The sequence below is a fragment of the Streptomyces sp. NPDC007346 genome, from assembly GCF_040703535.1.
In the GTDB taxonomy this organism is placed as follows: Bacteria; Actinomycetota; Actinomycetes; order Streptomycetales; family Streptomycetaceae; genus Streptomyces.
Genome location: NZ_JBEYKR010000176.1, coordinates 1 through 13284 on the forward strand (window position 1 = coordinate 1; position 13284 = coordinate 13284).

Below are 13284 nucleotides of genomic sequence, written 5' to 3' on the forward strand. Positions count from 1 at the left end.
GCCCCGACGCGTCGGGGCCCGGGACCGTGCCCGTACCGGTGAGGGCGCCCGCGAGTTCGGCGGCGAGCGCGCTGCGGCCCGAGCCGGGGCGGCCCGCGATGAGCAGGACCCGGGCGCGGGGGGTCTTGCGGCCGGCCAGGGTGTCCAGTCCGGCGCGCTCGATGTCCGCCCGCAGGGCCTTCAACTCGCGTTCCCGGCCGAAGAATCGGGGCGGGGCGGCGCCGGACGGCTCCTCGGTCCCCGCAGCCTCGGCCGGGCCGCTGGTGTCCACCGCCTGATCGGTCACGAGCCACGCTCCACTTCGCTGCACGCGGTGCCCGCCGGAACTCCGGTCGGGTGCCTTTCGAGCGTAGTTCAGCGGTGGTGTGGATCACTGCGGAGCGGGGCGGAGCCAGGAAGAACATCCCCCGATCGGATCAGCATTTTTTATGATCGTCCGACCGGAGGAGGGAGTGGAGGAAGCGCCGAAGGAGGAGGAGAAGAAGAAGGGAGCGGACGGGCCGTCAGGCCTCGAACGGGCGGGCCGGCCAGGGCGCCTCGGCGGGCCGCAGCGAGTCGACGCCGTCGCCCGCGAGGACGGCGGTGAGCGCGAGCACCCCGACGGCCAGGCAGTTGTTGTGCAGGTCCCCCGCGATCACCGAACGCACCAGCTCGGGCAGCGGGATACGGGCCTGCTCCATGTCGGCCTCCTCCTCGGAGACCGCGAACCGCTCGCCCTCCGCGTCGGAGAGGCCACGGGCCAGGAAGATCCGTACGGCCTCGTCGCAGCCGCCGGGCGTGGTGTAGACGTCGGTCAGCACCCGCCACTCCTCGGCCTTGACGTGCGCCTCCTCGTACAGCTCGCGCTGGGCGGCGTGCAGGGGGTTCTCACCGGGGACGTCGAGCAGTCCGGCGGGGATCTCCCAGAGCCGCTGGCGTACCGGGTGGCGGTACTGGCGTACGACGATGACCCGGCCGTCCTCGTCGATCGCGAGGATCGCGACGGAGCCGGGGTGGACCTGGTAGTCACGGCCGTGGACCGAGCCGTCGGGCATGACCACCTGGTCGGTGCGGACGCTGGTCTTGTTGCCGGTGAAGGGGGTGGTGGTCGCGGTGACCTGCCACTCCTCGGGCGTGTCCTGGATACCCATGTGCGTCCTCCCACGTACAGAACGAGAAACCGGGGCACGCACCGTCAAGGATCCGTGCCCCGGTCAACCGTAATGCCTCGGAACTACTCGGCCGCGCCGACCTTGCGCGCGACGGCCGCCTTCACCAGGCCCGCGAAGAGCGGGTGCGGGCGGGTCGGGCGGGAGCGCAGCTCCGGGTGGGCCTGGGTGGCGACCAGGTAGGGGTGGACCTCGCGCGGGTACTCGACGTACTCGACGAGCTTGTTGTCCGGGGAGGTGCCGGAGAAGACCAGTCCGGCCTTCTTCTCCAGCTCACCGCGGTAGGCGTTGTTGACCTCGTAGCGGTGGCGGTGGCGCTCCTCGACGTACGGCTCGCCCGCGTACGCCTCGCGCACCAGGGAGCCCTCGGCGAGCTTGGCCGGGTAGAGGCCCAGCCGCATCGTGCCGCCCAGGTCGCCGGCGCCCTCGACGTAGGCGAGCTGCTCCTCCATGGTCGAGATGACCGGGTGGGAGGTGGCGGCGTCGAACTCGGTGGAGTTGGCGTCGGGGATCTCGGCCAGCGAGCGGGCCGCCTCGATCACGATGCACTGGAGACCGAGGCAGAGGCCGAGCAGCGGGACCTTGTTCTCGCGGGCGTAGCGGATGGCGCCGACCTTGCCGTCGACCCCGCGCTCCCCGAAGCCGCCGGGGACGCAGATCGCGTCGACGTCGCCCAGGTGCTCGGCGGCACCGGCCGCGGTGCGGCAGTCGTCGGAGGTGACCCACTTGACCTTGACCCGGGCCTTGTTGGCGAAACCGCCGGCGCGGATGGCCTCGGTGACCGAGAGGTAGGCGTCGGGCAGGTCGATGTACTTGCCGACCAGCGCGACGGTGACCTCGTGGTCGGGGTTGTGGACGCGGTCCAGGAGGTCGTCCCAGGTGGTCCAGTCGACGTCCCGGAAGGGCAGGTCGAGCTTGCGGACGACGTAGGCGTCCAGGCCCTCGGTGTGCAGCACCTTGGGGATGTCGTAGATCGACCGGGCGTCCGGGCAGGCCACCACGGCGGTCTCGTCGACGTCGCACATCAGCGAGATCTTGCGCTTGATGGCGGTCGGGACCTCGCGGTCGGCGCGCAGCACGATCGCATCCGGCTGAATACCGATGTTGCGCAGGGCGGCGACGGAGTGCTGGGTCGGCTTGGTCTTCAGCTCGCCGGAGGGGCCGATGTAGGGCAGCAGCGAGATGTGCACGACGAAGACGTTGTCCCGGCCGACCTCGTGGCGGACCTGGCGGACGGTCTCCAGGAAGGGCAGCGACTCGATGTCGCCGACCGTGCCGCCGACCTCGGTGATGACGACGTCCACGTCGTCGGTGGCCATGCGGCGGATGCGGTGCTTGATCTCGTTGGTGATGTGCGGGATGACCTGGACGGTGTCGCCCAGGTACTCGCCGCGCCGCTCCTTGGCGATGACCTGCGAGTAGATCTGGCCGGTGGTCACGTTGGCGGAGCCGTCGAGGTCCACGTCGAGGAAGCGCTCGTAGTGGCCGATGTCCAGGTCGGTCTCGGCGCCGTCGTTGGTGACGAACACCTCGCCGTGCTGGAAGGGGTTCATCGTGCCGGGGTCGACGTTGAGGTAGGGGTCGAGCTTCTGCATGGTGACCCGCAGGCCACGCGCCTTGAGCAGGGCACCCAGGCTGGAGGCAGTCAGACCCTTGCCGAGGGAGGAGGCGACACCCCCGGTGACGAAGATGTGCTTGGTCGTCGTGGATGTGGGCTGCATAGCCAAAGGGGGCTCCCGTGGTCGCGGTTGTGAGGTGCGTACCGGTCGCCCCACCGGAGATTCCGGGGGCGCCGTCGCTGCGGTTCGGGGGCCTCGTCCGCTGTCGCGAACGACCACCGGTCCACGGGCTACCAGGGTAACAGCGACGGGGGGAGGCTGCTTCCGGCCACACCCTGCACAGGGCCGTCACACCATCACCCCAGTCGTCGCACGTCCCACCCGATCAGCTCAGAGATGTTGCGGAGACCGTCGCGCGGATCTTCGTACCGCGTCGTATCCTGCTCGGACACTCGCTGCCGAGACGGCCGGGCGGCGGCACCGTTTTGGGCCCGCTACCGGTACAGGAACTCGTCGGTTCCTCCAGGGTGAAAGGCCCTATGACCCCCAGGGGGTGTCGTGCCGGTCAGGCCGGATCAGGGAGCGGGGCCCGGTGCCGTGCGCCGCAAGGCGGAGGAGGGAGCCATGGCGGAGCCATGGCGGAGCCATGGGGACCGACGACAACGCCGCGAGGTGCGGTGCCGGACCCGCGAGCCCGGCATGATCGGCACGACACCCCTTAGACCCCAGTAAGCGCCCCGGACGGGGCGACATGGCCGTTCGACTGGAGACGCACGTGGCCGGGCGCATCGAGGATTACGCACTCATCGGAGACATGCAGACCGCTGCCCTGGTCTGCCGGGACGGTACGGCGGACTGGCTGTGCCTTCCCCGCTTCGATTCACATGCCGTCTTCGCGGGACTGCTGGGCACCGAGGAGCACGGCTTCTGGCGCCTGGGTCCCGCGAGGCCGGAAGGGGCCGAGCCGCTCTCCGCGGACCGGCGCCGCTATCGCGGTGACTCCCTCATCCTGGAATCGGAGTGGGACACTCCGCGCGGCACCGTACGGGTGACCGATTTCATGCCACCGCGAGACGGGGCACCGCAGCTCATCCGGATCGTGGAGGGCGTCAGCGGCCGGGTGCCGATGCGCTCGGAACTGCGGATGCGGTTCAGCTACGGCCGGGTGACGCCCTGGGTGCACAAGGTCGACGGCCGTACGGTCGCCGTCGCCGGGCCGGACTCCGTCTGGCTGGACACCCAGGCCGACACCTACGGCAAGAACCTGACCACCTACTCCGACTTCACCGTGGGCCCCGGCGACCGGGTGGCCTTCACGATCAGCTGGCAGCCCTCGCACCGTGAACCGCCCGCGCTCCCCGACCCGGAGGGGTCGCTGGAGGCGACGGAGCTGTTCTGGCGCGAATGGGTCGAGCAGTGCACGTACCACGGGCCCTACCGGGAGGCGGTCGTCCGCTCCCTGATCACCCTCAAGGCCCTCACCTACGCGCCGACCGGCGGCATCGTCGCCGCGCCGACCACCTCCCTGCCCGAGGAGATCGGGGGCGTACGGAACTGGGACTACCGCTACACCTGGCTGCGGGACGCCGCGATCACCCTCTCCTCGCTGCTGCGCACCGGCTACCGGGAGGAGGCCCGAGCGTGGCGTGAGTGGCTGCTGCGGGCGGTGGCGGGCGACCCGGAGAACCTCCAGATCATGTACGGCATCGCCGGCGAGCGCGAGCTGGGCGAGGCGGAGCTGGACTGGCTGCCCGGTTACGAGAACTCCGGCCCGGTCCGGGTCGGCAACGGCGCGGCCAACCAGCTCCAGCTCGATGTGTACGGCGAGGTCACCGAGGCGCTGCATCTGGCGCACATGACAGGGCTGACCCGCAACGACTACGCGATGGGCCTCCAGCTCAAGCTGATCGAGTACCTGGAGAAGCACTGGGAGGAGCCGGACGAGGGCATCTGGGAGGTGCGCGGGCCGCGTCGGCACTTCGTGCACTCGAAGGTGATGGCGTGGGTCGCGGTCGACCGGACGATCAAGCTCGTCGAGTCCGGCGACGTGGAGGGTCCGCTGGAGCGGTGGTACCAGCTGCGCGACGACATCCACCGGGACGTCTGCGACCGGGGCTACGACAAGGAGCGCAACACCTTCACCCAGTCCTACGGGTCGAAGGAGCTGGACGCCTCCCTGCTGCTCATCCCGCAGATGGGCTTCCTGCCGCCGGACGACAAGAGGGTCATCGGCACGATCGAGGCGATCCAGCGGGAGCTGTCCACGGAGGACGGCTTCATCCTGCGCTACCCCACCGGGGGCGAGGAGGCGGGCGTCGACGGCCTGGCGGGTGACGAGGGCGCGTTCCTGGCCTGCTCGTTCTGGATGGCCGACGACCTCGCGATGATCGGCCGGGTCGACGAGGCGCGCCAGCTGTTCGAGAAGCTGCTGTCGCTCCGCAACGACCTGGGCCTGCTGGCCGAGGAGTGGGACTCCAACCTCCAGCGCCAGGTGGGGAACTTCCCGCAGGCGTTCAGCCACGTCCCGCTGATCGACACGGCCCTGCGGCTGACGGCGAGCGGGGCGTACGTGGGCTGAGGCCCGGTCCGTCCCTGTCGGTGGCCGCCCCTGTCTCCTCGGGGGCGGCCACCGTGCGTCTCAGGGCCGCGGGTGCCTCACTCGAAGGCCGCCGCCGCCTCCTTGAGCGCGGCGGCCACCGCCTGCGGGGAGTCGGGGCCGGGCTCCCCGGGGGTGTAGGTGACCGAGCGCAGGACGCCCCCGTAGCGGAACGAGCGGTGGCGTTCGAACAGCGGCCAGGAGACCGGGGACTTGCGGTCGATGCCGACGCTGATGCCCTGGAACGGGGCCATGCCGATGAGCTGGTGGACGCTGGGCGGGGTGGCCCGCACCTCGCCGTCGACGCTGACCGTGAACGACCAGCGCAGCCCCTTCTGGGCCGTGGCGGTGAGGGCGATGACGTGGGCGCCGGGCGCGAGCGGGCCGGCGTCGGTCTCGTGGAGGACGCCGTACTCGTTGTACGCGAGGTGCAGCCGCCCGTCCTCGACGTACAGGCTGTAGCCGCCGCCCTGGTCGCCGTGGGAGACGAGCACCCCCTCCCCCGCCTCGTCGACGACGACGGTGATCTCGAAGGAGCGCAGGGAGACCAGCCGGGAGGAGCGGTAGCGCTCCAGTTCCGGGGTGCCGGGCAGCAGGGTCAGGGGGCGGGTCAGGCGCTGTTCGGCGGGGTTGCGGCGGGCGAGGGCGCCGCTGCCGTCGGGGAGCGGAAAGACTCCGTCGCGCCAAGCGGCCGCCTCCCATGCCTCGGACAACTCCTTGACCAGATCGGGGCGTTCGGCGGCGAGGTCGTGGATCTCGGTGGGGTCGGTGCGGATGTCGTACAGCGCCCATTCGGAGTCGTCGTAGGGGGTGCCGGGGCGGTGGAGGGTGACGAGCTTGTGGCCGTCGCGGTAGTAGCTGCGGTTGCCGGTCATCTCGCAGTACTGCTCGGGGTGGGTGGAGGCGTGGTCCGGGTCGGCGAGCACGGGCGTGAAGCTGATGCCGTCCGGCTCCTGGAGGGTGGTCCCGCGCCGCTCGGCCGGGCGTTCGAGGCCGGCCAGCCGGAGCAGGGTGGGGGCGATGTCGGTGACGTACTGGTACTGGGTGCGCACCCCGGGGGCGAGCAGCCCTTCGCGGGCGCCCCTGGGCCAGGACAGGACGAACGGGACGCGGACCCCTCCGGCGTACGTGTGGCCCTTGTAGAGCCGGAAGGGGGTGTTGGAGGCCATGCCCCAGCCGCGCGGGTAGTGGACCAGGCTGCGGGGGCCGCCGATGAGTTCGGGGTCGCGGTCGACGTCGGGGGTCCAGTCGCCGGGGAGGGCGGGGTGGTGGACGAAGCGGCTGAAGTAGGAGCGGGTGCCCTCGGCGCCGCCCTCGCCGGTGCCGCCGTTGTCGGAGGTGAAGACGATGATGGTGTTGTCGAGTTCGCCGAGCGCTTCGAGGGTGTCGGTGAGCCGGGCCAGGTTCTGGTCGATGTTGTCGACGAGCGCCGCGTAGACCTCCATGTACCGGGCGTACAGCTTCTGTTGCTCCTGGGTGAGGCTGTCCCAGGCGGGAACGTCGAGTCCGGCCTCGCTGTTGCGGTCGGGCAGCTGAGTGCCGGGCGACAGGAGCCCGGCGGCGAGCTGGGCGGCGAAGCGGCGCTCGCGCAGGACGTCCCAGCCCTCGTCGTAGCGGCCCTGGTGGCGGGCGATGTCCTCGGCCTTGGCCTGCAACGGGCCGTGGACGGCGTTGTGGGCGAGGTAGAGGAAGAACGGCTTGTCGGGGTCGTGCGCGCGGAGCGACTTCACCATGGAGATCGCCTGGTCGGTGATGTCGTCGGTGTAGTAGTAGTCGTCCGCGAACTCGTCGATGTCCAGGGGGCTGTTGTCGCGGACGAGCTGGTGCGGGTGGAAGAGACTGGTGAGCCCTTCCAGGACGCCGTAATACTGGTCGAAGCCCTTGTTCAGCGGCCAGTTGTCCCGGTCGTCGGCCGCGTTGGAGGCGGAGTCGCGGACCAGGTGCCATTTGCCGACCGCGTAGGTGGCGTAGCCGGTGTCGTGGAGCAGTTCGGCGAGGGTGGGGATGTCGTCGGCGATCTCCATGCCGTAACCGGGGAAGCCCGGGTCGGAGTTGGCGACCATGGCGTAGCCGACGCGGTGCGGGTTGAGGCCGGTGAGCAGGGCGGCGCGGGCCGGGGAGCAGAGCGGCATGGTGTGGTAGTTGGTGAGCCGGACGCCCTCGTCGGCCAGGGTGTCGAGCGTCGGTGTGGCGATCTCGGATCCGAACGGGCCGATGTCGCTGTAGCCCATGTCGTCGACGAGGACGACCACGATGTTGGGGGCCTTCTCGCCGGGGGCGGTGCGCGGCGGCCAGGACGGCTCCGACTCGGCGAAGGTGCGGCCGATCCGGCCGGGGAAGCCGTCGTAGGGGTCGCGGCGGGTGGGGTCGGTGGTCATCGGCTGGGCTCTCCGTCGTGGCTGGGGTGGTGGTCTGGTGCGGGGAAGAGGCGGGCCAGTTCGTCGGCGAGCGCCGTGAGTTGTGCGCGTCCGGGGTGGCCCGTGAAGGCCGCGATCTGGAGGAGGGTGGAGCCGCCCCGGACGGTGAGCAGCTCGGTGTCGAGCAGACCGGGGACGATGCGGCGGACCGCGTCGGCGGCAGAGGGCTGGGCGAGCAGTTCGGCCAGGGGCGTGCGGAGGTTGAGCGCGCCCTCGGTGAACTCGTCGGAGCGTGCGGCGGGTTGGCGACCCGCCTCGGCCCGCTCCCGCTGGGCCTCGACCAGCAGGTGGGCCTCGGTGACGTCCTCGGGGTCGTACGGCAGGCCGAGGCGGGTGTACTGGTCGGCGGGGGCGTCGTCGGCGCGCAGCCGCTCCACCAGCAGCCGGGCCATCCGCAGCTCGACGGCGGTGTCGCTGACCGGCTCCTCTTGGAGCGGGTCGGTGTCCAGGTCGAAGAGGAGCGTGCCGAAGCGCTGCGGGCCCAGGAGCGGCGAGGGATGGGCCGGGATACGGAGGGTGGGCACGCCCTTGGTGAACGGGAAGGGTTCGGCCAGGGTGAGCCCGGTCAGCTCCTCGGGGGTGAAGCGGCCCCGGATGCGGGTGGGCATCAGCGTGTGCTCGTACAGCGGCTGGTTGGTGTCGTCGTGGCACGCGCGCATGTAGACGTACCGGCCGTCGGTGATGTTGACGTGTCCGCCGAACATGCCGAACAGAGCCGACTCGCGGGGCTGTTGGGCGTCGACTGTCTCCCGCAGCGGGCGGCCCCGCATGTCCGGCGGGAGTTCCGCGCCGAAGAAGTCCAGCAGGGTCGGGGCCAGGTCGATGGTCTGCACGAGGGCCGCGTCACGGGTGCCGGCGCGGTCGGGGCGGCGCGGGTCGTGGACGAAGAGCGGGGTGTGGACCAGCTCGTTGTACCAGGGGGTGACGACCTTGGCCCACCAGCCCTTCTCGCCCAGCAGATAGCCGTGGTCGGTGCAGACGATCAGCAGCGTGTCGTCCCACAGCCCGTGTTCGTCCATCGCGTCGAGGACCCGGCCCAGGGAGTGGTCGCACATGGAGAGCAGCGCCGCGTACTCGTAACGGGCGTGCCGCTCCTGCTCCTTGGTCTCGGTGACCCGGTTGTAGTCGGGCCAGTCGAAGTGCGGGCCGTCGTAGTCGTGCGGGTAGAGGTCCTTGTAGTGGTCCTGGGTGAAGAAGGGTTCGTGCGGGTCGAAGGTCTCGATCTGGACGAACCAGTCGTCCTCGGTGTGGTTGGTCCGCAGGAACTCCAGGCCCGCGTCGAAGGTGAGCGTCTGCGGCTGTTTCGCCTCGGTGTCCAGGTACTGGCGGTTGACCCAGTCCTGGCGCCAGAGGTCGTTGCGGGTGGCGCGCGGGGAGTCGGGGATCTCCGGGTCGGTGACCTGCCCCTTCCAGGCGTCGCCCTCCTGGCCCCGGAAGAACTCCCAGGAGTTGTACCGCCCGTGGTAGGTGGCTCCACCGTCCTCCCAGTAGTGCTGGTGGTCGCTGACGAGGTGGGTGTAGACGCCGTGCCGCTTGAGGAGTTCGGGCATCGAGTCGTCGAAGGGTTCCAGCGGACCCCAGCCCCGGTGGAGGAAGTTGTGGCGGCCGGTGTGGAGTTCGCGGCGGGCCGGCATGCAGGGCATGGAGCCCGCGTAGCAGGTGTCGTAGGTGACCGTACGGTCCGCCAGGCGGCGGAAGTTGGGGGCGTGGGTCCAGTCGGCGCCGTACGGGGGCAGCAGGTGCCGGTTGAGGCTGTCGAACATGACCATGACGGCCTTCACGCGGTGTTCCGTCCTTCCGCAGCGTCGTCGGGCTTCAGGTCGCGGGCGCGGCGGAAGCCGCCGTGGCCGGTCGAGGAGTCGGGGGTGTTGTGGGAGCGGGCGGCGACCCGGTAGCGGTTGCAGTACGAGGCGTGGCAGAGGTAGGAGCCGCCCCGGATGACGCGCTCACCGGGCCCGGAGGCGTCGGCGCACCACTCCCAGACGTTGCCGGAGGTGTTGTGGAGCCCGTAGCCGTTGGGCGCGTAGGCCGTGACGGGCACGGTGCCCGTGCGTCCGCCGGGCCGGTCCGAGCGGTGCGGGAAGCGGCCGAGCCAGGTGTTGCACATCTCCCGGCCGCCGGGGGTGAAGTCGTCGCCCCACGGGTAGCGGGCGCCGTCCAGGCCGCCGCGTGCCGCGTACTCCCACTCCGCCTCGGTGGGCAGCCGGGTCCCGGTCCAGTCGCAGTAGGCGAGGGCGTCGTCGTACGAGATGTGGACGACCGGGTGGTCCGCGCGGCCTGCCAGGTCGGAGCCCGGCCCTTCCGGCGCGGCCCAGGACGCGCCACGGACGCCGAGCCACCAGGGGGCGCCGGGCACCCGGCCGAGGACGTGGCGCCCGGCGGCCTGGGGGTGGAGCAGCAGGTGGAAGACGTAGCTGCTGCCGTAGCGCTCGGCGTCGGTGCGGTAGCCGGTGGCCTCCGCGAAGGCCGCCCAGTCGGCGTTGGAGACGGCGGTGGTGTCGATGGCGAAGGGCGCCACGGTGACGTCCCGTACCGGCCGCTCCCGGTCGGCGAGGTAGCCCTCGTCGAAGGCGTCGCCCATCGTGAAGGTGCCGCCGGGCAGCTGCACCATCCTGGAGGCGCCGACGGTGGCGGCGGCCGGTCGGCGTACGGCCGGGAGCGGCAGGAGCGCCGTGGCGGCCGGTGAGCCCGTGCAGGCGCGCCCCGGGGTGCAGCAGGCGCTCACGCGAGCACCTCGGACATCCGGACGGCCGGCGTTACGGGTACGGGTTCGGGCGCCGCCGCCAACAGGGCCCGGGTGTACGGGTCCTGGGGGTTCTCGCAGACGTCGTCGGCGCTGCCGCTCTCCACGATCCGGCCCTGGTGCATCACCGCGATGCGGTGGCTGACCTGCCGGACCACGGCGAGGTCGTGGGCGATGAAGACCAGGGCCAGGCCCAGATCGCGCTGGAGGTCGGTGAGCAGGCCGACGATCTGCGCCTGGACGGAGACGTCGAGCGCGGAGACGGGTTCGTCGCAGATCAGGACGGACGGCTCGGGGGCGAGCGCGCGGGCGATGCCGATGCGCTGGCGCTGCCCGCCGGAGAAGGAGCGCGGGTGCCGGTCGGCGACGGCCGGGTCGAGCCCGGCCAGGGTGAGGAGCTGCTCGACCCGGGCCGCCCGCTGCTCCCGGTCGCCGAGGCCGAAGGCGATCAGCGGTTCGGCGACGATCTGGCCGACCGTCATCCGGGGGTTGAGCGAGGCGTAGGGGTCCTGGAACACCATCTGGATCTGCCGGCGCACCGCGTGCAGCTCGCGCCGCGAGGGCCGGGTGACGTCCTGGCCGCGCAGCCTGACCGTGCCGCCGTCGCAGGGGTGGGCGTGGGCCAGGACCCGGGCCAGGGTGGACTTGCCCGAGCCGGACTCCCCCACGATGCCCAGGGTCTCCCCCTCGGCCAGCGTCAGCGACACCCCGTCGAGCGCGGTGAACCCGCGCCCGCGCACCCCGCGCCGCCTGTACGTCTTGCGCAGACCGTCCGCCTCCAGGACCACGGCCCCGGGTGCGGGGCGGTCGATGCGGGCGGGCGGGGCGGGTGCGGGCAGCGGTTCGGTGCGCCCGGCGGCGGGCAGGCAGGCCGCCCGTACGCCGTCCGTCAGCTCGACCAGCGGGGGCACCCCCGTACGGCAGCGGTCCTCCACGAGCGTGCAGCGGTCGGCGAAGGAGCAGCCGTCGCCGAGGAGGGTGAGGTCGGGCGGGGAGCCGGGGATGCCGGTGAGCCGGGTGCCGGAGGGGGCGGAGAGGCGGGGGACGGCGGCCAGGAGGCCCGCGGTGTAGGGGTGGCGGGGGCGGGTGAGGACCTCGGCGGTGGGGCCGTCCTCGACGACGGTGCCGCCGTACATGACGAGGACGCGTTCGCAGGAGCGGGCGACGACGCCCATGTTGTGGGTGATGAGGACGAGTGCGGTGCCCGTCTCGCGGTTGAGGTCGGCGAGGAGGGTGAGGATCTGTTCCTGGACGGTGGCGTCGAGCGCGGTCGTCGGTTCGTCGGCGAGCAGGATGTCGGGCTCGCCGGCCAGGGCCATCGCGATCAGGATGCGCTGGCGCTGGCCGCCGGAGAACTGGTGCGGGTGGTCGTCGACGCGGCGGTGCGGTTCGGGGATACCGACCCGGTCGAGGAGTTCGACCGCCCGGTCCCGGCGCGCGGCCCGGTCCCGTCCGCCGTGCGCTCTGAGCACCTCGTCGAGGTGGCGGCCGACGGTCAGCACCGGGTTCAGGGCCGTCATCGGGTCCTGGAAGATCATGCCGATGCGGGCTCCGCGCACCGCGCGCAGCTCCTGGTCGCTCGCGGCGGCGAGATCCTGTCCGTCCAGCAGGACCGAGCCGGTCGAGACGCGCCCGGTGCCGGGCAGCATCCGGGTCAGCGCGAGGGCGGTGGTGGACTTGCCGGAGCCGGACTCGCCGACGACGGCCAGCGTCTCGCCCCGGCGCAGGGTGAACGAGACCCCGCGTACGGCCCGCAGGGTCGAGCCGTCGGGGTCGGTGAACTCCACGCCCAGGTCGCGGACTTCGAGCAGGTCACGGGTGGCCCTCGGCGCTTCGGGCCGTTCGTGGGCGGATGTCGGCCGGGCCGATGTCGGCCGGGCGGTCATCGGCTGGGCGGTCATCGGCGTACCTCCCGGTTGAGCGCCTCGGCGATGAGCGAGAGCCCGAGGACGAGCGCGGTCACGGTGATCAGCGGCCCGGCGGCGAAGTGCGGGGCCTGGGCGAGATAGGGCATGGACTGGCTCAGGACCGAGCCGAGCGTGGGCTCCGGCGGCCGGACGCCCACCCCGAGGAAGCTCATCGCGCCCTCGATGAAGACGGCGACGGTCAGCGAGACGGCGACCTGCACGACGAGCGGGTCGGCGGCGTTCGGCAGGATGTGCCGGACCAGCACCCGGGGCCCCGAACTCCCTCCGACCCGGGCGGCGGTGACGTACTCCCGCTCCCGCTGGACGAGGATGCCGCCGCGCAGCAGCCGCCCGAACGCCGGGATCTCGGCGAGCGCGATGACCAGGACGACAGGGAGCCGGCCGGGGCCGAGGATGGCGGTCACGGCGAGCGCCAGGATCAGCCCCGGGAAGGCCAGGATGAGGTCGAAGATCCGCTGGACGAGGGTGTCGAGCACCGGGTGCGCTGCCGCCGCCAGGGCGAACAGGCAGCCGAGGGCCGCGCCGACGGGGACGGCGACGGCGATGATCCCGAGGTCGGCGCGGATGCCGTACAGGACGCGGCTGAGCAGGTCGCGGCCGAGGTCGTCGGTGCCGAGCGGGTGCCCGGGGGTGCCGACGGCCGCGAGGCTCAGGCCGCTCTGGTCGGTGGGCCCGTGCCCGGCGACGAGCGGGGCCAGCAGCCCGGCGAGGACGACCGCGCCGACGAGGACGAGGCCGGTGCGGGCGCGGGCGGTGGAGAGGGCGGCGCGGTAGGGGTGGCGGGGGCGGGGGGTCTTGCGGGGGCCGTCGGCGGGGAGCTTCCCGGAGCCGTCGGGGCGGTCCGGTTTCCGCAGGGCGACCGGAGAGCCCGGGTCGTCCGGGGCGGGGCCGGG

The 13284-nt window shown here is 72.1% G+C and carries 8 protein-coding genes and 1 pseudogene; 1 reads left to right on the plus strand and 8 read right to left on the minus strand.

Features of this window, described 5'->3' with window-relative positions; all coding sequences use genetic code 11:
* From AB0917_RS30370 to AB0917_RS30380, 3 genes and pseudogenes are all read right to left on the minus strand, one after another.
* Positions 1–286: pseudogene (locus AB0917_RS30370) on the minus strand (hypothetical protein); the annotation flags it as partial.
* A gap of 217 nt (positions 287–503) precedes the next feature.
* Positions 504–1130 (minus strand): NUDIX hydrolase, encoded by a 627-nt coding sequence (locus tag AB0917_RS30375; protein WP_366822888.1) that lies wholly within the window; start codon positions 1128–1130, stop codon positions 504–506.
* 83 nt (positions 1131–1213) lie between these two features.
* Complete coding sequence (locus tag AB0917_RS30380) at positions 1214–2869, minus strand: CTP synthase (RefSeq protein ID WP_366822889.1); 1656 nt, start codon at positions 2867–2869, stop codon at positions 1214–1216.
* A 613-nt stretch (positions 2870–3482) separates the two neighbouring features.
* On the opposite strand from AB0917_RS30380, the gene AB0917_RS30385 reads away from it, so the two are divergent.
* Entirely contained in the window at positions 3483–5285 is a 1803-nt protein-coding gene (locus AB0917_RS30385) for a glycoside hydrolase family 15 protein (protein ID WP_366822893.1), read from the plus strand.
* A gap of 77 nt (positions 5286–5362) precedes the next feature.
* On the opposite strand, the gene AB0917_RS30390 is transcribed toward AB0917_RS30385, so the two are convergent.
* The 5 genes from AB0917_RS30390 to AB0917_RS30410 form a co-directional block, all read right to left on the minus strand.
* The gene (locus AB0917_RS30390) at positions 5363–7681 is read right to left on the minus strand and encodes an arylsulfatase (RefSeq protein ID WP_366822890.1); all 2319 of its coding nucleotides are present in this window, start codon (positions 7679–7681) and stop codon (positions 5363–5365) included.
* Entirely contained in the window at positions 7678–9501 is a 1824-nt protein-coding gene (locus AB0917_RS30395; RefSeq protein ID WP_366822891.1) for a sulfatase, read from the minus strand. The genes AB0917_RS30390 and AB0917_RS30395 overlap by 4 nt, the downstream gene beginning before the upstream one ends.
* Entirely contained in the window at positions 9498–10331 is an 834-nt protein-coding gene (locus AB0917_RS30400) for a formylglycine-generating enzyme family protein (RefSeq protein WP_366822894.1), read from the minus strand. The genes AB0917_RS30395 and AB0917_RS30400 overlap by 4 nt, the downstream gene beginning before the upstream one ends.
* A gap of 110 nt (positions 10332–10441) precedes the next feature.
* A complete protein-coding gene (locus AB0917_RS30405) occupies positions 10442–12364 on the minus strand; it encodes an ABC transporter ATP-binding protein (RefSeq protein ID WP_366822892.1) in 1923 nt (640 codons plus the stop codon).
* Positions 12361–13245, minus strand: a complete 885-nt coding sequence (locus AB0917_RS30410) for an ABC transporter permease (protein WP_366822895.1) — start codon at positions 13243–13245, stop codon at positions 12361–12363. Before AB0917_RS30410 ends, AB0917_RS30405 begins: the two co-directional genes overlap by 4 nt.
* Positions 13246–13284: the final 39 nt, after the last annotated feature.